This window comes from Paenibacillus sp. FSL R5-0766 (genome assembly GCF_037971845.1).
In the GTDB taxonomy this organism is placed as follows: domain Bacteria; phylum Bacillota; class Bacilli; order Paenibacillales; family Paenibacillaceae; genus Paenibacillus.
Genome location: NZ_CP150227.1, coordinates 5722084 through 5746388, shown reverse-complemented (window position 1 = coordinate 5746388; position 24305 = coordinate 5722084). Strand labels below are relative to the sequence as shown.

The 24305-nt window shown below is 45.2% G+C and carries 23 protein-coding genes; 19 read left to right on the top strand and 4 right to left on the bottom strand.

Features of this window, described 5'->3' with window-relative positions; all coding sequences use genetic code 11:
• The first annotated feature begins 43 nt into the window (after positions 1-43).
• The 10 genes from MKY66_RS24925 to MKY66_RS24880 all read left to right on the top strand — a co-directional run bounded on the left by MKY66_RS24925 (position 44) and on the right by MKY66_RS24880 (position 11859).
• The gene (locus MKY66_RS24925) at positions 44-2725 is read left to right on the top strand and encodes a DUF5704 domain-containing protein (RefSeq protein WP_256704221.1); all 2682 of its coding nucleotides are present in this window, start codon (positions 44-46) and stop codon (positions 2723-2725) included.
• 176 nt (positions 2726-2901) lie between these two features.
• A complete protein-coding gene (locus MKY66_RS24920; protein ID WP_256704223.1) occupies positions 2902-3210 on the top strand; it encodes a hypothetical protein in 309 nt (102 codons plus the stop codon).
• Positions 3211-3238: 28 nt separating this feature from the next.
• Positions 3239-3436 (top strand): hypothetical protein, encoded by a 198-nt coding sequence (locus tag MKY66_RS24915; RefSeq protein ID WP_339806280.1) that lies wholly within the window; start codon positions 3239-3241, stop codon positions 3434-3436.
• A gap of 75 nt (positions 3437-3511) precedes the next feature.
• Complete coding sequence (locus MKY66_RS24910; RefSeq protein WP_256704224.1) at positions 3512-4486, top strand: lipase family protein; 975 nt, start codon at positions 3512-3514, stop codon at positions 4484-4486.
• A gap of 93 nt (positions 4487-4579) precedes the next feature.
• A complete protein-coding gene (locus MKY66_RS24905) occupies positions 4580-5896 on the top strand; it encodes an S-layer homology domain-containing protein (RefSeq protein ID WP_076210992.1) in 1317 nt (438 codons plus the stop codon).
• A 35-nt stretch (positions 5897-5931) separates the two neighbouring features.
• Entirely contained in the window at positions 5932-9267 is a 3336-nt protein-coding gene (locus tag MKY66_RS24900; RefSeq protein ID WP_256704235.1) for a DUF5704 domain-containing protein, read from the top strand.
• Between the two features lie 171 nt (positions 9268-9438).
• Positions 9439-9720: a hypothetical protein gene (locus MKY66_RS24895; RefSeq protein WP_076210994.1), complete on the top strand. Its 282-nt coding sequence runs from the start codon at positions 9439-9441 to the stop codon at positions 9718-9720.
• A gap of 21 nt (positions 9721-9741) precedes the next feature.
• Entirely contained in the window at positions 9742-11037 is a 1296-nt protein-coding gene (locus MKY66_RS24890) for a DUF2974 domain-containing protein (protein WP_076210995.1), read from the top strand.
• A gap of 31 nt (positions 11038-11068) precedes the next feature.
• A complete protein-coding gene (locus tag MKY66_RS24885) occupies positions 11069-11344 on the top strand; it encodes a hypothetical protein (RefSeq protein ID WP_076210997.1) in 276 nt (91 codons plus the stop codon).
• Between the two features lie 326 nt (positions 11345-11670).
• Positions 11671-11859, top strand: coding sequence for a hypothetical protein (locus MKY66_RS24880; RefSeq protein ID WP_339806272.1), 189 nt, complete (start codon positions 11671-11673; stop codon positions 11857-11859).
• Positions 11860-12170: 311 nt separating this feature from the next.
• On the opposite strand, the gene MKY66_RS24875 is transcribed toward MKY66_RS24880, so the two are convergent.
• Entirely contained in the window at positions 12171-12491 is a 321-nt protein-coding gene (locus MKY66_RS24875; protein WP_036605715.1) for a helix-turn-helix domain-containing protein, read from the bottom strand.
• A 415-nt stretch (positions 12492-12906) separates the two neighbouring features.
• On the opposite strand from MKY66_RS24875, the gene zwf reads away from it, so the two are divergent.
• The 4 genes from zwf to yunB all read left to right on the top strand — a co-directional run bounded on the left by zwf (position 12907) and on the right by yunB (position 17667).
• A complete protein-coding gene (gene zwf, locus MKY66_RS24870) occupies positions 12907-14361 on the top strand; it encodes a glucose-6-phosphate dehydrogenase (RefSeq protein WP_036605716.1) in 1455 nt (484 codons plus the stop codon).
• 539 nt (positions 14362-14900) lie between these two features.
• A complete protein-coding gene (gene gnd / locus MKY66_RS24865) occupies positions 14901-15794 on the top strand; it encodes a phosphogluconate dehydrogenase (NAD(+)-dependent, decarboxylating) (RefSeq protein WP_076211001.1) in 894 nt (297 codons plus the stop codon).
• 86 nt (positions 15795-15880) lie between these two features.
• A complete protein-coding gene (gene fsa, locus MKY66_RS24860; RefSeq protein WP_036605718.1) occupies positions 15881-16525 on the top strand; it encodes a fructose-6-phosphate aldolase in 645 nt (214 codons plus the stop codon).
• A 263-nt stretch (positions 16526-16788) separates the two neighbouring features.
• Complete coding sequence (gene yunB / locus MKY66_RS24855) at positions 16789-17667, top strand: sporulation protein YunB (protein ID WP_076211003.1); 879 nt, start codon at positions 16789-16791, stop codon at positions 17665-17667.
• 88 nt (positions 17668-17755) lie between these two features.
• On the opposite strand, the gene MKY66_RS24850 is transcribed toward yunB, so the two are convergent.
• Complete coding sequence (locus MKY66_RS24850) at positions 17756-18826, bottom strand: M23 family metallopeptidase (RefSeq protein ID WP_076211005.1); 1071 nt, start codon at positions 18824-18826, stop codon at positions 17756-17758.
• Between the two features lie 240 nt (positions 18827-19066).
• Here MKY66_RS24850 and lipA point away from each other — a divergent pair, with 240 nt between their 5' ends.
• Positions 19067-19966: a lipoyl synthase gene (gene lipA, locus MKY66_RS24845; RefSeq protein ID WP_017692371.1), complete on the top strand. Its 900-nt coding sequence runs from the start codon at positions 19067-19069 to the stop codon at positions 19964-19966.
• Between the two features lie 14 nt (positions 19967-19980).
• Entirely contained in the window at positions 19981-20400 is a 420-nt protein-coding gene (locus tag MKY66_RS24840) for a YutD-like domain-containing protein (protein ID WP_256704225.1), read from the top strand.
• Between the two features lie 28 nt (positions 20401-20428).
• Here the strand turns inward: MKY66_RS24840 and MKY66_RS24835 are convergent, their stop codons facing one another.
• Together MKY66_RS24835 and ylbJ are read right to left on the bottom strand one after the other, a co-directional pair.
• Positions 20429-21232 (bottom strand): NAD kinase, encoded by an 804-nt coding sequence (locus tag MKY66_RS24835; protein WP_076211007.1) that lies wholly within the window; start codon positions 21230-21232, stop codon positions 20429-20431.
• Positions 21233-21336: 104 nt separating this feature from the next.
• Complete coding sequence (gene ylbJ / locus MKY66_RS24830) at positions 21337-22590, bottom strand: sporulation integral membrane protein YlbJ (RefSeq protein ID WP_076211009.1); 1254 nt, start codon at positions 22588-22590, stop codon at positions 21337-21339.
• Between the two features lie 151 nt (positions 22591-22741).
• Here ylbJ and MKY66_RS24825 point away from each other — a divergent pair, with 151 nt between their 5' ends.
• From MKY66_RS24825 to MKY66_RS24815, 3 genes are all read left to right on the top strand, one after another.
• Positions 22742-22906: a hypothetical protein gene (locus tag MKY66_RS24825; protein WP_155984997.1), complete on the top strand. Its 165-nt coding sequence runs from the start codon at positions 22742-22744 to the stop codon at positions 22904-22906.
• 243 nt (positions 22907-23149) lie between these two features.
• Entirely contained in the window at positions 23150-23527 is a 378-nt protein-coding gene (locus MKY66_RS24820) for a globin (RefSeq protein ID WP_036605723.1), read from the top strand.
• Between the two features lie 43 nt (positions 23528-23570).
• Positions 23571-24302 carry a DUF2225 domain-containing protein gene (locus tag MKY66_RS24815; RefSeq protein WP_076211011.1) on the top strand — a complete coding sequence of 244 codons (732 nt, stop codon included), beginning with the start codon at positions 23571-23573 and terminating at the stop codon, positions 24300-24302.
• Positions 24303-24305: the final 3 nt, after the last annotated feature.

Here is a 24305-nt window from a genome sequence, read left to right as displayed (position 1 = left end):
TGTTTATGAAACGAAGGAGATTCGTGTTAACTCGGATAACATATTGCAGGAGGGAGAAACGGTTCAGCTTGCTGCAGAAGTCCGCGAAATTGACTATCAAGGGAATACAACAGACTGGGTAAATGTCTCAACTCGTGAACAAACCGAGTGGAAGACAGATAAAGAGGGTGTTGCAACAGTAAATTCCAACGGAGTAGTGAAGGCAGAGGGCAGAGGGACTGCAAAAATTACTGCTCTTTGGAAAAAAGGTCCGTACTATATTTGGGAAAACGTCACGATAACCGTAGGGGAAGATAACGAGATTCCAGAAGAACCTGTAACTGCATGCTCACAGCCCCAACCCGGACGGACATTAGAAGGCCAGATTATGGATCCAGTCGTTACAGCTATGATTAGGGCAGATCAACGGGGTAATGAACCTTTTGATGTTCTCAAGGGGATTCCCACCTCTGAAAGCCTCTATGGTAACGTATTTAGTCGAGATTATTTGTTTGAACATACCTTTGTACAGATGACGGGCACATGTACATATCAATTTGAAGTTGAGAAAATATGGACCCTGAAGTGGGATCCGAAGAAGAAAGAGACCGATGCGGAAGGCAATGAGAGGGAAGTTCCAGATCCACAGGAAGCGGAAGAACCGGTTAGCAAACAATATACTGTTGAGCGTCCATATGCTTACTGGACGATCGATACGTTAAGTGTATACAGCATCGATGAGGCGACGCTAATCAATTATGCTTTTGGATCTGGACAAATCACGTTGCAACCCGAAGGGGATGTCCCACCGGATTTTCAGGCGGAAACGACGGGGGATTATTATCCGCCACCCAATCCAGTCAAAGTCACAGCTCCGCCTGGCACAAAAACGGGAGGAAAGGATCGACCCTCCCCGCCCGATGAAGATCTACAGAGTGTGGCTGAGGAGGCAGTCCCTGATGTAGAGGTAGAGAATGATGCCTTTTACTTTAATGGAGGTACAGTAATGGATCCGCAGCGGTCCCCTGAATCCGGCCCACAGCCCGGCGAAATTCCAGATCCCGTGCAGATTGATGAGAATGTATTATATAGTCCCTATAACTATATTCCAATCAGTAAGGCGAACAAACAAGATACCATCAGCGAGGGTACCATTCGTTATACCTTAATGGATAACAGTGTGAATGGAGGCGATGACCAAGAGTTCGACATCTATGGTATCAACACTGTCACCGTCCATACCCCAGTCGTGAATTACTCGCTCGTATCGGATGATCAGCCGCATAACCAGAAAACGGTGCCGAACATGAACCGGTCTGCACTCATTTTGGAGCGGCCGTTTACAGTTCGCATCCCGACCAGTGGACAGCATCTGAATGCGGGGTCCTACCCGGGATATGGCGATCGGGATTATGCCAAGTATTATCGGATCAAACAAGTGCGGTTTCCTTTTGACGTGTACAGTGCTGACCGAACGCAATTTTATCCACGAAATACGTGGATCGATGTTCAGGTACCGGTGCTGGATACGACCTTCTATCTGCCCGTGTGGGTGGATGAAGGAGACTACCAAGTGGAATTCCGGAATATTGCTGAAAATGCCCCGTCGAATTTTAGTACCGAGCCGGAGATTGATGCCCAGCCCGATGCCAACACAGATCTGTACTACCACGCCGCTTCGGACGAAGTCTCCGTAGAGGTCATTGGGCGACTATATGACTTTGAGATTACCGATATCGCCGACTATAACTGGGAGCTGGTCTTCCGCCGTTTCAAAAATAGTCTTGCGCCGACCTGGATCACTTACTGGACCGGCACGCAGGATATCGACGGAGACAAGCGGGGGAACAAACCTCAGTTTACCGTCCCAATTCGTCCCGGCAGTCACCCACTGCAAGGGTACCAGAATGTGGCGGTGAAAACGGGATATCACTTCAAGTTTGATTTTAAAACAAAAGGCAACATGTTCGGCCCGCGAGATGGCATTCGTCTCACGCCAACCTTTGATTTTGTGAGTAAGGATGGCCGTACGCGTGTGCCCGTGGATCTGTATTACTCCACCAACCAACGGAACTTTATTCGCATCGGTTCGACAGAAGATCAAGTGAAGCGGTTCGTGATTTTGAATGATCGGCTACGTCAAGTTCCGTCCGAACAACTGCGAGATACAGCGACATACAAATACAACCGATATGGTGAAATCCATCCGGGGATGATGAGTGAACGAGCGTATCAAGAGTACTATCGAGACAAGTTCACGAAAATGAAAACTCCGGTAGGTGGATATAGCCTGCTCTTGATGCCAGAACAGTTGCGGACATTTATCGGTCCGAAAACGAATATTCCCACCACCGCCAGCGCAGATGTACTGCGTGCGAATGCAGCCATTCAACAATGGTACGGGGAATACAGTCTACCTGCCGAGCCCTATGTGGTGCAAGCGGGAACAAACTTGGCTGAGTATGGACGTACGCATGGCGGATTGGATGCTAAATCGCCGATCTTCCTGAAGGATGGGTATGTCGTGGTGAACTTCAACTTTGAGTCCATTCGAGAGGGGAATCTGGCGGCGCCGCATCTGCAGTATATCCATGCCCCACTGATGAATCAATGGTTGCTAGAAGGATTCCAGCGTGAGGTAGAGGATAGCTACGGAAATAGCTTTACGTTGCGGGACGGCGACGTAGTCTTCTACCATGCCGATCGCTCCAGCCGGGATGATTTCAGTGCGCAGGTACCGCATTAAAGAAAACGCAAGTGAGTTTTATTGATTAGATCCTGATAGAAGAAATCCTTTAACCAGAGGATTTCTTCTATCTATTTACAAATAGATCCATAAAGTGAGGGATGGTTGTGTCCCGGATGATAAAAATAATTACATTTACCATAATGATAGTTTTCATTTTAGGAGGGTGTTCAGGAGTGGATACAAAAGATAAAGACCAAGAAATTATAGATCGTTCGGAGGCCATTGCCATTCAGTATTTGAAAGAAAAATTTGACTTGGATGTGACAATTACAGAAAAGAAAATTTTGCCTAAAATGGCGATGAGTTGGGTTACCGTATCTGGACATGTAACAGATCATGAGAATCTTATCTTCAGTGTGTCAGTTGATTACGAGTCGAATGAAAAGGAATCTTTCAGTTTTAATACAGAATTAGAAGAGTTTTTAGTTAATAAGGGCTATGACCCATATATTAGAGATAGAGGTGGAAATAGTGGGAAATAGGGACATTAGTGATCTAACCTATAAAAAAATGTCGAGCGAAGCATACAATGATTTTAAAACTAACAAAATAGATAGTCTCCCAGGCTGGGAAATAATAGACCAAAAACATAATTCATCGGGTATGGATGCAGTGACCTTTTATAATCCTGATACGAAACAAGCGGTCGTTGCTTTCCGAGGAACGGAAGGCTCCAGCACTTGGGATAGAAAAGCTCCTGATCTATAAGCGGATGTTCTAAATATAGGTCTTCCTGAAATTGGAGCAACGATCAATAGAGCTTTTGACGATCTCCGATTTCCATTGGAAAAGAAAATTTCTAAAGGAATAGAAGACTCGCTAGGTCTTTCTCAACTTGAGGATTGGCTAGGGGACACTCAAAAAAACATCAGCAAGGGACTGGGTTTTGAAAATCAGCTATATGAGGCTGAAGATTATGTGAAGGAGATGCAGAGTAAGTATCCAGACGCGGACTTCACACTCACAGGACATTCTTTGGGTGGAGCCAATGCGCAATATGCAGCTGTGTATACTGGGATAGATGCAGTAACATTTAGTGCACCTACCGTCGTCGCATCATTGACGCCAGAAATGCGCAGAAAAGCGGAAGAGGGAGGTTTTGACCGGCAAGTGATCAACTTTATTCATCCGGGAGATTTCATTGCAAGTGGTATGCTTGGAGGATATGAGCGGCATGTAGGTTCGACCTTAGTGATTGATTTCAATTATGACGATTTCAACGCAAGTTATGGCCTCAATGCCCATGAAAAATATAACGATACACTGGAAGGACCTTCATATCACGATATGAAGCATTACAGCTTCGATGACGATGGGTATATCGATAATACCTTGTATGATGAAATTACGGGAGAACGAGTGAGTTTCTCTCCGCGAAAACCTTCGGATCATAACATCCTGGATCATGCACGTGAAGCATGGGATACCCTATCCAAAGGTTTCAAGTCTGTGGTTAACGTTGTAGGTGGGTACTCGGCAGGAACCATCGAGTTAACGCCAGAAGAACTGAAGGAGATTGCAGGGAAGTGGAGTCGCCAAGCGCAGGATATGAGCCGTACCTTCGAGCGAATCCAGCGGAACTTTTTTGAGTACACCGAAAGCAGTCATAGTCAGCGGCTTGTGCCGATTGTATGGGATCTTCAGATGAGTATTAAGCAGCTAGATGAATGGCATTTGGAACATACATCAGATCTTGTAGATTATATCCAGAACAAGGCCGACTTGTTTATCCAGGCCGATAGTGGTGTGGGAATTTAGTAGCTTTAAAGTTTGTTCATTTATGCACATATAACAGCAAGAATTTACATAGCAAAGAAATTAACTATTCTTATTGAAATGAGGCCAACACAGATGAAAAAGAAAGTAATCTTAATGAGTACGATAATTGCCCTTTTAGCAACGACAGTTCAGGTTCATGCAGAACCAACTGTTTCTTTGGATAATAGTTTAAATAGTAAGCAAATGAATCCAAATACAGATCGTGACGCGGGACAAAAAATATCATTCAAGGATATTCAAGGGCATTGGGCAATATCTAGTATTCAGGCGGCGCTGGATAAAGGGATTGTTAGTGGTTATCCTAATGGCATGTTTTATCCGGAAAATAAAGTAACGCGTGCAGAGTTTCTAAAGCTCATAGTTAGTTCACTGGGCCATGAGGCAGAGCCTACAAAGTCCAATGCGAAGTGGTACGATGCATATGTCACCTCTGCCAAAGTCAATAATTTGTATGTTGAATCTGATTTTTCATCTTCAGATTGGTCTAAACCCATGACGCGCATGGAAATGGTACACGTCGCAGCACGCGCCATTGGGCAGATTGGTACAGATGATTATGATTTTCTATATCTTGCTGTAAAAAATGGGTTACTTTCGGGTACGGGAAACGGAAAGCTTGATCCCGAGGGTACAACCACTCGTGCTCAAGCGTTAACCGTTGTAGACCGAATTGGTAAAGTGCGAAGTGGACAGACACTGAAAGTAGATACAGTAGCTTTAAAGAATGCAGAAAAAGCGAAGAACGCGGAGCGGGATCCGTGGGGACGGCTTATTCGAACCAACAATTTGCCTAAAAATGCAAAAGACTTCCCTTTTATTTTGGAAGAGTATCCGAATGAAATGTATGAGATGAAGCCCAATATTATTGTAGATAGAACTTCTGCCCAACTAGCCAAGATGGATAGAAACTTTAACAATAAGGCTCTAATGGATCAATGGAAACAAACAACGGAGAATTACTATAACTTAATGCTTAATGTAGATTACAGAACAATTGATGAAGAATGGGCAAATACATTATTTACATATCATAATCAAGGATTTAGGGTGGTACTTGCGGATATGAGACGATATGTGAAATGGGTTAAGGAGAACAAGATCATCATGACGGGTTCTTTAATAGCGGAGCCTTCTATGGTGACCGAATCGGATGACTTATCGTTTTATTTTATTCGAACTAAATTTAGTTTTGAAATTAAATCCTATATAAAATACAAAAATATCATGTTTGATGAACGTTTCGTAAATGCTGGGAACTTAAAAAAAGGAAAAAAATATGCAGGATATGCAGATATTCCGTTATCCACGAATTCAAATACGTATGATTTGAAGGTTAGTGGCATGACTACATTATTTAGTAAAAACTCAATTTTGCGTGAAATGAAATGAAGAAGCTTGTCAAGAGATTGGTCTTATGTTTTTTGATGGTTTCATTACTGATCGAATTACTGGTTGTATTCAGTATCAAACCTGTAGCATATGCTGCAGATGATATTCGATTTAACCCCTCTGGTTCAATTGAATTTAGTACAACTTCTACACAAGCATCTACATCCATTCGATATAAAACGGTGGGATTCACAATAGCTCGCAATGCAAGATGTACGTCAACCAATTGTGCTCCCCAGCAAGGGGGGCCGTTTGGTGTAGTGAGAATAACCCAATATCGTGAAGTAGATAATGGAGACAGAACAGTTACTACGTATTTTCGAGTGCCAGTTAATCAAGTGAATGATGCTTTAGAAGCTGCTGGACTCGAGAAGATAACCAATGGTGGACAGATTTGGTTAAGCTCTATATTTCATGTTATTAACGGATCCAGACCTAATACGGATTTCGTGACTCTTCAGAGTATAAAGAATGCTGAAAGTTGGGCTGACCCTAGTAAGTTCAGACAGTACTATGATATTCCTGTAAAAGTGAATGGATTCTATCCAGTTACCAAGATATATCGAACTAGTGAAGGTACAGAGATGTATTCTGCAAAAGTAGAGAGCGACATTGAAGATGTAGATAAAAATTGGCCAGTAGGTAAACCAGTAGATACAGTAATGTTAGATAAAACTTTTCCGTTTCAAGGTGATACCTATAAGCTAGTGAAGTCGTATGTTCAGTCTAAACGAAAGTTAAATGAACAGAATTTTGTACAAACGGGTGATCCAGAGAGAAATGCAAAGTTATCAGAAAGAAATTTTACAAATTATCTTGGAGGTACGAATGTAGTAGGTGTATATCGTAAAGTAACGACAGTTATTCCTGAAGATCCTATGCCGGACGGGAAGGCAGCCTGCAAACCTACCATTAATCCACCGAACGAGATAGCTTCACCGCAAGTAGAATATATGGATCCGGGTGCTCAAGGGCATATTCTGGCGGATGATCCCACGAACGACATACATTTTGATGCCACGCGGGGGATACCGACCTCGGAGCACCTGTATGCCAATACGTGGGCGATGAATTATCTGTTCCAGCATACCTTTGGCAAACAGCAAGGCACAATTACCTATGATTGTACCGCCGATATTACCTATGCCCGCACTTGGAAGGTTAAACAACCAGCCCTACCGGGACCTAATGGCACAACGATTCCTCAACCAGATACTCAAGGTTCCGATGAATATCCACACCAGTACAAGTTCAGCTTTGAGAGGAATTACAGCTACTGGAAGATCAATAACGTTGAACTGTATTCCATTGAGCAAGCCGAAATGGAGAATTATGCTCTCCCTGATGGTGGTCGGATCACGCTCTGGCCTCAGGGGTATACAGCGCCCGACCTGGAGATGGAGCATGATGAGGAGGTGGAGATTCATGTGATACCGCAGGAAACGGGGGAAATTAGCTTCATTCCCGATGTGGTGGCAGGCGATGGATATGATCCGCCTGAAGTACCGGATGACACAGAACTGCTTAAAGGCATAGCTGAGGGTCAAACGGGCCCGCCTGATGTGAAGAATGATGCACTTGACTTTACGTGGGAAGGTTTAACCACGAAGGTAATGGATGGCAGCACTGTCGTTGAAAATGGACCGGATCCGACGCAAATCCCAGCACCGACAAAGATCGGTTCGTATAAAAACACCGGAGAGCAGGTGCTTTACGCAGATCAGCTGTTAATCCCCCAGGACCGCTTGAACAGGGCGAATACAGAGTCGACGGGGGAGATTGAGTATGCGCTTCATCCTACGACCTTGGGAGGCAGCGAAGGAATGACTTTTCCGATCAATTCCATTAACTCCGTCACCGTCCATACACCAGTAGTGAACTACTCGCTTGTCTCGGATGATCAGCCCCATAACCAGAAAACGGTGCCGAACATGAACCGGTCCGCGCTCATTTTGGAGCGACCGTTCACAGTTCGCATCCCGACCAACGGACAGCATCTGGATGCGGGGGCCTACCCCGGATATGGTGATCGGGATTACGCTAAATATTATCGGATCAAACAAGTTCGGTTTCCTTTTGACGTGTACAGTGCTGACCGAGCGCAATTTTATCCACGAAACACGTGGATCGACATCCAGGTACCGGTACTGGATACGACCTTCTATCTGCCCGTGTGGGTAGATGAAGGAGACTACCAGGTGCAATTCCGGAATATCGCTGAAAATGCTCCGTCGAATTTTAGTACTGAGCCAGAGATCGACGCCCAGCCCGATGCGAACAAAGATCTATACTACCACGCCGCTTCGGACGAAGTATCTGTGGAGGTGATAGGGCGACTATACGACTTTGAAATTACCGATATCGCCGATTATAACTGGGAGCTGGTCTTCCGCCGTTTCAAAAATAGCCTTGCGCCGACCTGGATCAGTTACTGGACGGGTACGCAGGATATCGACGGGGACAAGCGGGGCAACAAACCCCAGTTTACCGTCCCGATTCGCCCCGGCAGTCACCCGCTGCAAGGGTATCAAAATGTGGCGGTGAAAACGGGATATCACTTCAAGTTTGATTTTAAAACGAAAGGCAACATGTTTGGCCCACGAGACGGCATACGTCTTACGCCAACCTTTGATTTTGTGAGTAAGGATGGCCGTACGCGTGTGCCTGTGGATCTGTACTACTCCACCAATCAGCGGAACTTTATTCGCATCGGTTCGACCGAAGATCAAGTGAAGCGATTCGTGATTTTAAATGATCGGCTACGTCAAGTTCCGTCCGAGCAACTACGAGATACAGCGACGTACAAATACAACCGATATGGTGAAATCCATCCGGGGATGATGAGTGAACGAGCATACCAAGAGTACTATCGAGACAAGTTCACGAAAATGAAAACGCCAGTAGGCGGATACAGCCTACTCTTGATGCCAGAGCAGTTGCGAACATTTATTGGTCCAAAAACGAATATTCCAACGACCGCCAGTGCCGATGTCCTGCGTGCGAATGCAGCCATTCAACAATGGTACGGGGAATACAGTCTACCTGCCGAGCCCTATGTGGTGCAAGCGGGAACAAACTTGGCGGAGTATGGGCGTACGCATGGCGGATTAGATGCTAAATCGCCGATCTTCCTGAAAGATGGGTATATCGTGGTGAACTTCAACTTTGAGTCCATTCGAGAGGGAAATCTCGCGGCACCGCATCTGCAATATATCCATGCCCCGCTGATGAATCAATGGTTGCTAGAAGGATTCCAGCGTAAGGTAGAGGATAGCTACGGAAACAGCTTTACGTTGCGTGACGGAGACGTGGTCTTTTACCATGCGGATCGCTCCAGCCGGGATGATTTCAGTGCACAGGTACCGCATTAAGAAACAAATGTAAGTATTACAATCAGTTACTGGATAGAAGAAATCCTTTTACTAGAGGATTTCTTCTATTTTACAACTACGTCGATAAAGTGAGGGATGGTTGTGTCCCGGATAATAACGATAATTACATTTACCATAATGATAGTTTTCATTTTAGGAGGGTGTTCAAGAGTGGATACAAAAGATAAAGAAATTATAGACCGTTCGAGGGCAATTGCTATTAAGTATTTGAAAGAAACATATGACTTGGATGTGACAATTACTAGGGAGCAAATGCAACCTAAAATGGCAATGAGTTGGGTTACTTTTTATGGCTATGTTTCTCAACATGAAGAACAATCTTTTAATGTTTCCATTAATTATGAAGAAAACAGAGCGGAGTCATTTAGTTTTAGCCCAGAATTAGAAATTTTTTTATTAAATGAAGGTTACGATCCATACAAATTGGAATGACAATGAAAGGTGGGCGTTTAAATGAATAAAGAGAGTTCAAATAATAGAGAAATTACTGATCTTGTTTATAAGAAAATGTCACAAGAAGCGTATAAGGATTATGAAACTGGTAAGAAAATAGGCGTTCTCCCTGGTTGGGAAGTACTAGACCAGAAACACAATTCATCGGGCATGGATGTAGTGACCTTTTATAATCCTGATACAAAACAAGCGGTCATTGCTTTCCGAGGAACGGAAGGATCCAGCACTTGGGATAGAAAAGCTCCTGATTTAAAAGCGGATGTTCTAAATATAGGTCTTCCTGAAGTGGGAGCTACGGTTGCTAGAGAATACTATCCGTGGCCTGAATCTTGGAGAGAGGGTGTTCAAGCTACCGAAGATGCCTTAGGGAGCACCTGGCTCAATAACTTGTTTGGGGATACGGGCAAAAGTATAGATAAAGAGTTCGGACCTGATAATCAGTTGTACGAAGCAGAAGATTATGTGAAAGAGATGCAAAGTAAGTATCCCGATGCAGACTTTACACTTACCGGGCATTCATTAGGCGGGGCTAATGCACAATATGCAGCAGTGTATACGGGATTAGATGCTGTCACGTTTAGTGCACCAACCGTCGTGGCATCGTTAACACCAGAGATGCGTAGGAATGCAGAAGAAGGTGCTTTTGATCGTCAGGTGACTAACTTCATTCATCCTGGGGATTTCATTGCAAGTGGTATGCTCGGAGGATATGAGAGGCATGTGGGCTCAACCCTCGTGATTGATAAAAGTTATGACGATTTTAATGCCAGTTACGGTGCTGTGGATAAAATAAAGGATACACTGGGTGGTCCTGGATATCACGATATGAAACATTACAGCTTCGATGAAGATGGATATATCAATAATACGTTGTATGATGAAATTACGGGAGAACAAGTGAGATACTCTCCTCGGAAACCTTCGGATCATAACATCCTGGATCATGCACGTGAAGCGTGGGATACCCTATCCAAAGGTTTCAAGTCTGTGGTTAACGTTGTAGGTGGGTACTCGGCAGGAACCATCGAGTTAACGCCAGAGGAACTGAAGGAGATTGCAGGGAAATGGAGTTGCCAAGCACAGGATATGAGCCGTACGTTCGAGCGAATCCAGCGGAACTTTTTTGAGTACACCGAAAGCAGTCATAGTCAGCGGCTTGTGCCAATTGTATGGGATCTTCAGATGAGTATTAAGCAGTTAGATGAATGGCATCTGGAACATACCACTGATCTTGTAGATTATATCCAGAACAAGGCAGAACTATTTATCCAGGCCGATAGTGGAACATTAGCTTAACGAACATGTGCAGAAAGGCAGGAAGATGTAAATGAGTGGAAGCAGTATAGCTATGGATTTGGATCAGTTATTACAGGCAGAACAAGAGTTGGATCTTATCCTTAGCGAATTGAGAGAAAACGAGAGAGAAGCACGTGTACTGTATGGGAAGTTGAACACCTGGAAGGGACAATCAGCAGATAAACTTCGAATCAAGGTGGAAGTATTCTTCCATCAGTTGGATAATCGGACACAGTTACTCCTTAAACAAAAACAGGAAATGTTAGATGCGATTAAGAGAATAAAGGATGCAGACGGAAGTTATTGATTGTGTATTGAGATTTTAATTTTACATAAAAATCAGTTTTTTTTTAATAAATTGACTAAAGCTTAAAATATTAATCTAATCCAAAATAATAAGTTATTATTATGAATATCTAAAAATGCCACCTCACGTAATAGTAAGGTGGCATTTTTTTTGCTACGTTTGTTGCTTCTACAACTCCAAAAATCAATTAACCCGGTGCCTTCATCCAATTATCTTAGAGAACGCTTTCAGATAATAATCCCTTTGACGATAATCAACAGAAAGAGGGAGCAGATGAAGCGCTTTCACATCTAGCGGATTCACGTCATCTGAGACACTCGGAGAAGATGATGCTATGGGTTGAAGAGCATTTCAGATATGAGATCAGATTGGACCAGATAGCGGCAGATATTAACCTGTCCAAATCGTATGCTTTCCCGCATTTTCATCAAGAGACAGATAGCAGCATTACGGCGGACTACCTTACAGCTCGAAGGTCGCAGCAAGCCCACTTGCTCCTCTCCTTGAGACAATAACACTTTCGGTGGAGGAGATTGGCAGACGTGCCGGATTTCCGAACGTATGTATTACATCCAGTTATTTCGCAATTCTGCCGAGACGATCCCGCTTCAGTATCGACAACAATTTGAACGGAGCAGTAAGCATTATTTTGGTTTGCAAAATAATAGCGTTATTACGTCTGAATACACAATTAGTATTTACCGTTTGAATTAAAAAAATCCCGGATGCGGATTGCACTAGCCAGTTGCTAAATGCGATACTCCACCTCCGGGATTGCACATCGGTAATCTTCAAGCTAAATAAACATTAAGGATTCCTCAAGTTGTTACAGCCACTTATCAGCCCAACGTTCCACGGCGCTTAGCGCTCTCCCCAGTTCCGTTCCTTTTCGTGACAACATATATTCAGTCCGAACTGGACGTTCCGTGACCACATGGCGAACCACAAGTCCTTCTTCCTCCAATTCCTTCATTCGCTCATTTAACACACGTTTGCTCAAGTCAGGGATATAAGCGTGAATCTCACTGAAGCGTTTGGGTTCCTCCATCAACGCATGGATAATGAGGGCTACCCATTTTCGGCCAATGATCTGATAAGATTGTTCCACTTTTGTGCATATTTGCTTGGCATTCTCATCATCGCTCATGATTGTACTCCTTTGATTTAGTATTGCTTGTAATATCATTAGTATACTTATTGTAACCTACTTGTCCACAGGCCATATGTGTAAAATGTCACATGCCAATTGTTCTTAATGTTACCACATAAAGCGTTATCATCAAATAAAAACCCTATAAACACTGGAGTTCACAGGTTCGACACGATTATTGACGAATTGTGACGACAGGTGTAATATGGGTAACGTTAATTCAAATGGTTACAATTTATAACCTAAACACAGGTTGTGGAGAGAAGGAATGTTCCATGGTTGGATTCAGGTGCGTTATATAAACGGAGGCAAGGCGGGGAACACACCCACTTATTCCGTCTTTTGTCATGCTTGGATTTGAACATTTTGCAACATCATATACTATACTGCACAGATCACAGGAGGCACTCCAATGGATGCAATGACATTTGTCCTGTTCGGGGCAACAGGCGATTTAGCCAAACGCAAGATTTACCCTGCATTATATAACTTGTACATGGATCAGAAAATGCCGAAATCCTTCTCCGTTATCGGATTGGGACGACGTGAATTGTCGGATACGGACTTCCAGGCGAATGTTGAAAAGTCACTGCATGAATTCTCACGTCAGACGCCAGAAGAAGCATCTCAGGTTCGTGATTTCATTGGAGCTTTCCGTTATTGTTCTTTAAATAATACGAAGCTTGAAGATTACACCAAACTGTTGGAACTGGTTCAACAGCGTGAACAAGAGCTTAACATTCCCGAAAACCGCATGTTCTACATGTCGGTGGCACCGGAATTCTTTGAGCCAATCGCATTAAACATTCAAGAGAGTGGCCTGGGTAACACCAAGGGCTGGAAGAAACTTATTATCGAAAAACCCTTCGGACACGACCTGCAATCGGCTCGTGATCTGAACGAAAAACTGAGCAATACCTTTGCGGAAGAAGAAATCTATCGCATTGACCATTTCCTCGGTAAACCGATGGTTCAAAATATTGAGACACTCACCTATGCAAATCCGGTGATTCAAGCGTTGTGGTCTAACCGTTATATTGCCAATGTACAGATTACGGCAAGTGAGACTGTGGGTGTTGAAGAACGTGCTGCGTATTACGACCAAAGCGGTGCCCTTCGTGACATGTTCCAAAACCATATGCTTCAGTTGCTGATGATGATTGGTTTGCATTTGCCAAAACGTTGCACACCCGAAGAAATTCAATTCAAAAAGCAAAAAATTGCTGAAGCACTTCGTCCGTTGACAAAAGAAAATATCGCTTCTGAAGTTGTTCGTGCGCAATATGCAGCAGGTGAGCTGCAAGGTTCCTCCGTTGTTGGATATCTGGACGAGCCTGGCATCCCAGCCGGATCTCAGAATGAGACGTATGTTGCCGCGAGACTGTGGATCGATGATCCATTCTGGAGCGAGGTTCCATTTTATATCCGTACAGGTAAACGCCTGGCTGAGAAATCCACCCGAATCGTTGTTGAGTTCAAGGCTCCACTGAAGACCGGTCATGAATCCGAAAATACAACGGAACCGAACCTGCTGACGATTGAAATTGGTCCGGGAGAAAGCATCTCGCTTCAATTAAATGCGAAGAATCCATTGAACCATGGTGAAGTGGAGCCGATGCATATGACATTTAACTCAGGCAAACGTAACATTCCTGAAGCGTATGAGAATCTAATCTTTGACGCAATGCGTGGCGATTCCACCTTCTTTGCTCACTGGAACGAAGTGGAGCTGGCATGGCAATGGGTGCAACCGATTCAGGAAGCATTTGAAGCGGGCAGCGTACCACTGGATACGTACAGTGCAGGTTCGCATGGACCTGAGTCAGCAGATCGCCTGACCGCAGCAGACGGTTACCGTTGGTGGTAAGTGAAACGAAAAAGTGAGCATAAGAGAACACAATAGTAAAAACAACAGGACAATCCGTTCTGCTCACCAATGAACATTTGCACATTCCAAATTGCGTCTTTCAAGTTAGCAGGATATAGCAAGAAATGTTTTATTCCCTGAGGGCTTTGTCACTTGAAAGCGGGTTGGATCGAAGGTGCAAATTGCTGATATAACAAAGTAACTATTACGAATCATACCGTTCCAATTTTGCATAAGTCCTTCCGGTTATGTTTGCCGGAAGGCCGTGAAAATTTTTGAATATAGATTAGTGATTCAGTTTTAAAATGGGTTGGCTTGAACGCTGAGAATGTAGTGTAGGGGACGAAATCGATTCTGTAGAAGCAAAGCGTTCGCCTTTATCCCCGGATTTTCTCCTATATAGGAGATTCAAAAAATCTGGGGATAACAGCGATCAAAAGAACGATTCGTGACCGGAACGGTTACTTCGCCAAACGTTAAGCACTTAATTTTGAACGCAAATGAAACTTAAACATTGTTTATAACAGGAGGATTTTGAAATGAAACTTGGACTTGTCGGATTAGGAAAAATGGGATTGAACCTGGGTAGAAACCTGATTGATCACAAACACGAAGTGGTTGCTTTTGACCTGAACGCTGATGCAGTAAATGAAATGAAAGAATACGGCGCTGAAGGCGTATCTTCTTACGCAGAGATGGTGGCTTCGCTCGAATCCCCACGTGTATTGTGGATCATGGTTCCTCACAACGTAGTAGACGCTGTATTGGCTGAAGTTAGCCCATTGTTGTCCAAAGGTGACATCATCATTGAAGCGGGTAACTCCCACTACAAAGAATCCATCCGCCGCTACGAAGAGATGAAAACTAAAGGCATTCACTACATGGATGCAGGTACATCTGGCGGTATGGAAGGCGCACGTAATGGAGCATGTTATATGATCGGTGGAGACCCGGAAGCTTGGGCAATTGTTGAACCGGCATTCAAAGATACTTCCGTGGAGAATGGCTACCTGTATGCTGGTAAAGCGGGCAGCGGTCACTTCCTCAAAATGGTTCACAATGGTATCGAGTACGGTATGATGGCATCCATCGGTGAAGGTTTTGACGTATTGGAGAAAAGTGGATTTGATTTCGACTTCGAACAAGTGGCTCGCGTATGGAACAACGGTTCCGTTATCCGCTCTTGGTTGATGGAGCTGACAGAACGTGCCTTCTCAAAAGATGCAAACCTCGATGAGATTAAAGGTGTAATGCACTCTTCCGGTGAAGGACGTTGGACGGTAGAAACGGCATTTGACCTTCAAACCGCTACACCGGTTATCGCGTTGTCCTTGCTGATGCGTTATCGTTCCCTGGAAACAGATACATTCACAGGTAAAGTGGTAGCAGCATTGCGTAATGAATTTGGCGGTCACGCTGTAGAGAAAAACTAATTTTATATATAACTGTTAACATATGATGAGAATCGGGTAATGACTTATATCGTGTTTACGAATTCATCAAGTGGAGGGAACATATCATGAAATTTTTCTTAGATACAGGGAATGTGGAAGAAATCAAACGGATCGAACGTCTGGGTCTGGTGGATGGAGTCACGACTAACCCGTCTTTGATTGCCAAAGAAGGTCGCGTATTTAAAGAAGTCATTCAGGAGATCTGTGGCGTTGTTAAAGGCCCGGTCAGTGCTGAAGTCATCGGTCTCAAAGCCGAGGATATGTTGAAGGAAGCTTATGAAATTGCAGAATGGGCACCGAATGTAGTCATTAAATTGCCGATGACCGAAGATGGGCTGTACGCTTGTCATGAGTTGACGCAAAAAGGGATCAAAACCAATGTCACGCTGATTTTCTCCGCAGCACAGGGCCTGATGGCGGCGAAAGCCGGTGCAACCTACATCAGTCCATTCGTTGGTCGCCTGGATGATATTGCGGTGGATGGTATGAAATTGATTCGTGATCTGCGTCTGATTCTGGACATGTATGATCTGCCTTCCGAGATTATCGCAGCAAGCATTCGCAATATCAAACATGTAGAGGATGCAGCCCTTTCCGGTGCGCATATTGCCACCATTCCGGGTTCGCTTCTGCCGACACTTTGGAAACACCCACTGACGGACAGCGGGATTGAACGTTTCCTGAAAGACTGGGAATCTGTTCCGAAATAAAAGGATAGACATGGCCTGAATCATTTGGTGGTCGGAACATAAAGCCTTTCGCCCTGCAGAGTAATCTGCGGGTGAAAGGTTTTTTTATCTCTGTTTATGTGTTTCCGATTTCCTATTTAGTTTAGCCAATGACGAGTACTTGTCCCTTTCATGTTGTTGTTACTTTCTATAGAGTGTCCACGTACTATCCTTCTTTTTCGGGACAACGGTGCATAAGGTTAACATATAGCCTATAGCTCATCCCGTAGGGGAGGGACACTTCGATGACGAGAAGAAAATGGCGAAGCCGGAGACGCCGTAAGCCGCCAAGCGGCAAACGCAAAATGTGGTTGATCATTTTATTGGTCACTGCGTTTTGTTTGATGCAGGGCTTTGCTTATGTGGATAAAAAGATGAAGCCCCCCATCATGCACTTGGCCAAGATCAGAGTGAAGCAGATTGCGACTGAAGCGATTAACAAGGCGATTACAGCACAGGTTGCCGATGGCAAAACCAACGAAGGACTGATTGACTGGAAGACGGATACCGCCGGGAAAGTGTCCGGTTTCATGCTGAATTACAATGAGCATATGCGAATCACTGCAAGTACGATGAATATTGTGCAATCCACGCTGCAGAATGTACACATGTTAAAAGAAAAAATCCCACTGGGGCAGGCGCTGGGCAGTCCGGTGTTGGCTTCATTTGGCCCGAGTATACCGGTTCGTATTGAGCCCCAAGGCGCTGTCAAAGTGGATCTGAACACCCGTCAACAGAATGCGGGTATTAACATGATTTTGGTGGAAGTGTACATTCACATCATTGCTGAGGTCGCGGTCGTGGTGCCCTTCGACATGGAGCCCGAAACGGTTGATACGGAAATCCCGATTTCCTACCTGCTGGTTGTCGGGGATGTGCCAATGTATTATTACGATAATCAGGGCAAGCCAGTGGGCAGTAACGGTAGTAATGCTCCAGCTATTGCGCTGCCATCAGGTCATACGGGTGTATCAAGCGGTAATGGAGTAACTACGAATCCACCTAGCCAGAACCAGCAACAGACGCCGTCAGACCATATGCAAGGGAATGAACTTGAAATTGAGCCGGATGATCTGCCTGATGTGAATGGGGGATTGCAGCTCAATAAGGACACGCACCCATGATACACACAAATTTGAATTGTAAAACAAAGAAAGGGGCCTCTATTAAAGAGGTCCCTGTTTCGCTTTGCTGATCGTGCATATCCTCGTTTTACTTACTTTTCTTGTTCTTTTGTTTGCGTTCATCCTGTTCCCAATGTTTCAGCTGTGGATAAGGATCGAACGACCATTCGTGCAGTCCGCTGTCCCGGTAGATCCCATAGTGGAGATGTGGAGGGAATTTGCCCTGTGTCCCAGGTTTCCCGTAACCCGAACTACCCACCCAACCTACGACCTGACCGGGGATCACAACTTCACCGACGCGTGCACTTTTGTCAAAACCCGAAAGGTGAGCGTAATAGTGATAATGGTTGTTCAAATCCCGAATTCCGATGCGCCAGCCGCCAAACGGATTCCAGCCTTTGATTTCCACGACCCCATAACAGGTACTGCGTACAGGCAGGCCATGCGGAGCGAAAATATCTGTTCCCTCATGAATGCGATAACCGCCCCAGCTTCTTTTCGTCCCCCAGGTACTGCGATAGGAGTAGTTGGTTCCGAGCGGGACCGGAAAGGCATGTCCGAATAGATCCAGATTGTCAAAATGCTCATATAACTTCGCGAATTGCTGTATCCGTTGCACAGCACGGGAGTTGTGATAATATTCCCACAAAGCAATGTTGAAGTCCTCTTGTTTGTTTCCATAACCTTGAATAACAGAAGCCATGCTGTACAGCACATCCTGATCATTGTTGGCATCCGCTATACCGTCTCCTGAACCATCACGTCCATATCCTTTGAAAAAAAGAATGGATTCCGGATGTTGATCCGTCTCATCGGGATTTAACCATCCTCTCCAGGCCGGAGGGGTCATGAAGATACCTGTAAGCCGTTCAGGATGCTTGCGATCCTTTGGGTGTGCGCGAGTAATCGTTCGTTCATACTGATCAATTGCGGCAAGCCTGTACCAGGGAATCTGGGTCATCTGACCAATGGTTTCATATAAATGGCGACGTGCAGCGAAAATTTCTGCGGGTTTTAACTCGGCAGCCTGTGGTTTGGGAGCGGCCTCGGCGGGTTCACTGTAAACTTCAACAGGCAAGAATGGGAGAAGCAGAGTACCTGCAAGTAATGTTTTGATCCAAAAGTGGTACGTGTACCTGAAGGTCAAGCGTTGTTGCACTGGGAAGCAGCCCCTTTCCATTAGAATGATACAAGGTACCCGATGAACCAAGCTAAAGGTTAGCGTTCTTCAAAAGTTCTCATTTTATCCATGTAAGCTCTTGGGCGGAATCGAATTATACAAATTGTCCATATCGGGCATGAATGCACAAGATGTGACAAATGGGGGTTTTTCCAGCGCTTTCATGGTATAATATGTTCCGAGCAACAGCCTAACTTCAGTAGAAAGAAGGTTTATGCATTGGCAAAACGTGTTAAAGAACCGAAGCCGGATTGGATTCGGATCAAATTGACAACCGGCGATAACTATCAGGAAATGAAAACGATGATGCGTTCCAAAACGCTGCATACGGTATGTGAGGAAGCGCGGTGCCCGAATATTTATGAATGCTGGGCCAATCGAACGGCCACTTTTATGATTTTGGGCGATATTTGCACAAGGGCATGCCGTTTTTGCGCGGTGAATACAGGCTTGCCAACGGAGCTTGATTTGCAGGAACCAGAACGTGTGGCGGAAGCAGCAGAGCAGATGAATCTGCAACACTGCGTAATTACAAGTGTAGCCCGTGATGACCTGAAGGATGGGGGAGCTACGATCTTTGCAGAGACGGTGAAGGCCGTACGGCGACGGTTGCCATTGTGCAGCGTTGAAGTACTCATTCCAGACTTTCTGGGCGATCGGGAATCTTTGCAGATTGTAATGGATGCCAAACCGGACATTCTGAATCACAATATTGAGACAGTTGAGCGGTTGTCAGACAAAGTGCGTGCCAAGGCAAAATATAAACGTTCACTGGAATTGCTTGCTCGTGCCAAAGAAATGCAACCTAACATCCCTACGAAATCAAGCATTATGCTTGGTGTAGGTGAGGAATATAATGAAATTTTATCAACGATGGATGATCTTCGTGCGGTGAACTGTGATATTATGACGATTGGTCAATATTTGCAGCCATCGGAGAAACATCTGTATGTTGAAAAGTATTATCCGCCAGAGGAGTTTGCTGCATTGAAACAGGAAGGATTAAAACGTGGATTCAGCCACGTCGAGTCCGGTCCGATGGTACGCAGCTCCTACCATGCGCATGAACAGGTGAAATCGGCTACCAAACATGCTGAACAGGCGGCAACACACGCGTGATGGAGGATACCGGATTGGAAGAAGAAAAAATCAAAGAACAGATTCAGGACCAACTTCAGGAACAGATCCAGGAGCCAGTTCAGGAATCGGTTGTTGAATCAGTTGAAGAAAAGCCCAAAGAACCGGTCATTGTACAGATCGGCGGCAAAAATTATGAAATCGTCCAGAACCACAAAGAAGGCTGGAATCCAGAGGTCTTCCGTGATCGTTACAGTGAAGTGCTGGAGCGTTATGATTATATTATCGGGGACTGGGGTTATAGCCAGTTGAGGTTAAAAGGTTTTTACCGTGATAACCATCCGAAAGCGACAAAGGATTCCACGATCGCCAGTATGGTGGATTATATCAATGAATATTGTAACTTTGGCTGCGCGTACTTTGTACTTCAGAAGAGCAAGGATCAACCTCAAGCCAAAGCAAAAAGCGGTTCCTGAGAAGGACCGCTTTTTTGCTGTGTTTATTTTAGTCAAGAAATGCGGTGCGAACCCGGTTCCAGAATGGATAAGGGCGGAAACGTGCAAAACTGACCTTGTGACTGGATACCTGACAACGGACGGAAATCAGATCCTCCACCATCACATTCACATGATCAATGGTCATCAGTAACCGCTGATCCTTGCGGGAGAAAATATCACAATGATGATGCTTGGGCAAAATAATCGGTGAACCAAGTGTCCGATAGACCCGGTTATTAATCGATGCAATCTCCGCAATCTGAATCGCCTCGATGGTCGGATGAACCATGGCACCGCCAAGGGCCTTGTTGTATGCCGTGCTGCCTGATGGCGTGGATACACAGATGCCATCCCCACGGAACATCTCAAATGTCACATCGTTAATATCGACCTGGGCCACGACGGTACCGTCTACCCCTTTTAACGTAAATTCATTAAGGGCGATGTAAGAGGTATTCCCCGACTTTTTCCGAATCTCAAGCTCCAGTAGCGGGTATTGCACAATGCGTGGTTTGAGACGCTCCGGATCTCCTTTGCCACTCATCAGCCTGACTAACTCCCGTAATTCTTCCTTCTTCCAATCGGCGTAAAAGCCGAGATGGCCTGTATGAACCCCAACAAAAGCAATATCCGGAATACGGTCGATGAAATTGTGAAACGCCTGTAGCATCGTACCATCGCCCCCGATGGAGATAACAATCTCCGGCGATTCTGCATCCAGCTTGAACCCTTCTTCCTTCGCCAGCGCGTGAAACTGCTGACTGAGATCAATCGATAACTGGTCTCCGCGGTCTTGAACATAGTATCTCAAGATGAAAGCTCCTTTGTGGTCATTATACTACCGATGATAATCAATTCCGCGGAAGAACACAACGTTTGGGCGCATATTCAGTTAAATATAGATGAATCGTTCACTTATTTTTTGGCATGTCGTCTAGGCTTGAGAATGGAACTTAATATCGCAAGGAATAACAACAATACGATGAGGCTTACAAAAACAATCATTCCGGACAAGAAAATCAGTCCCCAATCGGGTGTATACGTTGATAACGATGGGATGAAACCGGGCTCCATGAGAACGGGTGAAGAGGAACGCCCCATCATGGGTGTCCACAACAGCAGGACCAGGACAGGTGCGATTAGCGCATGAATTGCTCTGGCAAATAGAAAAGGACCGTATCTCATGGGTGTGTTGCTAAGAACACTCATAATCTGTGCATGGACGGATAATCCGCCCCAGGAGAGAACAAAGGCTGCTGCAGCTACTTTATAGACGAGTGGGATGGATGCCCCGGCACTCCCGGCCTCTTTGTTCCCCAGCGTTACTTCAAACAGCCCGCCGACCAAGCTAGGAGATAAGGATGGAGGCAGTCCGCTATGTCGTAACAATTGCTCGGTTATCCCGTATAATCCGCCAAGCCAACCGGTCTGGACAAGTAGCTCCATCATGACCGAGAAGAATACAACCAGCCCTCCTACGATAATAATAAGGCGAAGGGATGAGGAGACTGCCGTGCGCAGCAGTTCACCGAATGCCCGTCCGTCAGCCTTTCTTGCTTCATGCATCGCATAGATGGCCCGGACCAGTCTGTTTCTAGGTATCCCCTCCGATGGGGATGCAGAAGAGATGTCTGGCTGTGAGCCTTGCGCTGTACCCCCGTGAAAACGCATGAGCATACCCACCAGAAAAGCTGCAGCGTAATGGCTCGCAACCAATACTGGAGCAATGGCGACATTATGGAAGAATCCAACTGATACCGCTCCAATCATGAAGATCGGATCGGATGATGTCGTGAAGGCAACGAGCCGTTCTCCTTCTTCCCGGGTAACCAGCTTTTGTTCCCATAACTGGGCGGTCAGTTTAGCCCCTGTAGGATAACCGGATGCACAGCTCACGGCAAATACAAAACCACCGCTTCCGGGAACACGAAACAATGGACGCATCAGTGGATTTAGCAAGGTACCTAGAAAATGAACAATGCCAAAGCCGAGCAGCAGCTCGGACAGCACCAAAAAAGGAAAAAGGGAGGGAAACAATACGTCCCACCAGATGGACAGTCCGCGTACACCCGCATGCCAGGTTTCCGCTGGATACAAGACCATTAACACACAAAGGATCAGGAGAGCGAGTGTGACCAGGACATGGGTGAGTCTTTGTGAAGCAGCCATGAATTCTTCTCCTTTATTTTTGGAATGGTCGGTGTGCGAAGTCTGTGATGTTATTGCCATCAATATATGAAAAAAAGTGGACAAACAGTACAAAATTATACGTAGAAAGCGCTTGCAAAAGTGGCTGTGTTTTTGAGTGATGTGTGCTAAAATGAGAAAAACGCCTGAACGTCACCTAATTGTCTCCAAGGTGGAATTCAATTCGGATGGAGTGATGATCATGAGTCTTGTCACCGGAATCCTGGTCTGTGCTTTTGTATATGTGATACGTGCCTCGCTGGTACGCTCTGAGGAAGAGGACTGGCGGAGTTATTAATGGAATATCTAGTGCGCCAACCTATGCGGTTGGCGCTTTTTTTGTGTTATGTTTTGAAGAAAGTCCTATATACAGATGGCAGGTTACATGTCCTGATGATTCATGTTATATAGGACTTTTTGGTTTTTTTTGATAGAATGGAGATAAAGGCTTTTGGAGCCTGGATATTGTTACTGTTTTCACAATGTTCACGGAACGTGTAATATATGGCAAAATTCGACATCAGAAAGGGGAATCAGACGAATGAATCCCAGTTTAAGTATTTATGACAATCTTGGCGGTGAGAAAGGTGTTCGCGCACTGGTCGAGGCATTTTACCCAATCGTTCAGCAGAATGAGCAGCTGGCTCCGCTTTTCCCGGAAGATATTCAGCCGGTCATCGACAAGCAGTATATGTTTTTGTCTCAGTTTTTTGGAGGCCCAGGGCTGTTTTCCGAGGCGTTTGGACATCCGATGATGCGTGCCCGTCATATGCATTTTGAAGTGACGGTTGAACGGGCTGAGGCGTGGCTTGCATGTATGGATCAAGCCTTAACACAGATTGGTGTGGAGGAGCCCTTGCATTCGTTTATCCTGCAGCGTTTATCCGGGCCTGCACATCATTTTGTGAATACACCATAGTTCCGAATATGATTACGAGCGTACGGGAGAGGGATGGAATAGATTGGAATTAGAGCCGCTGTATAAGGTGAAAGTCACCTGCCATTATTGCGAAACCGAGTATGAGACCTCACGGGTAAGACCGAGTTTGAAAAGACCCTACCGGACGGATTCGGATTTTTGTGCGTACTACAAGCTGGAGAATCCAGATTTTTATGTGGTTCGCATCTGTCCGCAGTGCGGGTTTGCCTCGACGGAGAACGCAACGGAGCATTTAAATGATGCTCAGCGCAAGGCTTTTAAGGAACAGATCGGTAACCGTTGGGTAAAACGTGATTATAGCGGAGCACGAACACTGGAACAGGCGTTGGCAACGTACAAGCTTGCCTTGCTGTGCGCACAGGTTATCCAGGAGAAAGATCGTGTCGTCGCTGGTCTGTTGCATCATATAGCTTGGTTGTATCGTTATATGGAGGACCATGCACAGGAACATCGTTTTCTTGAATTTAGCCTGGAAGCCTATGTGAAGGTGTTCGAACGTGAAGGAACGGGTGGCAATGAAGCCAAACTGTTGTATTTGCTCGGGGAATTGAACCGCAGGGTAGGACGGTTTAATGAAGCGGTGCAATGGTTCAGCAAGGTCATTCATGACAAGCGGATCACAGATGCGGCCATGATTCGTGCTTCAAGGGAACAGTGGGCCGTGCTGCGTGAGCAGATGATTTCAAGTAAGTTGGAACTCCCTGAAGAGATGCTGGAAACAGACAAAGAGGCTGCAAAGCGCAGCCCCCTCTAAGTT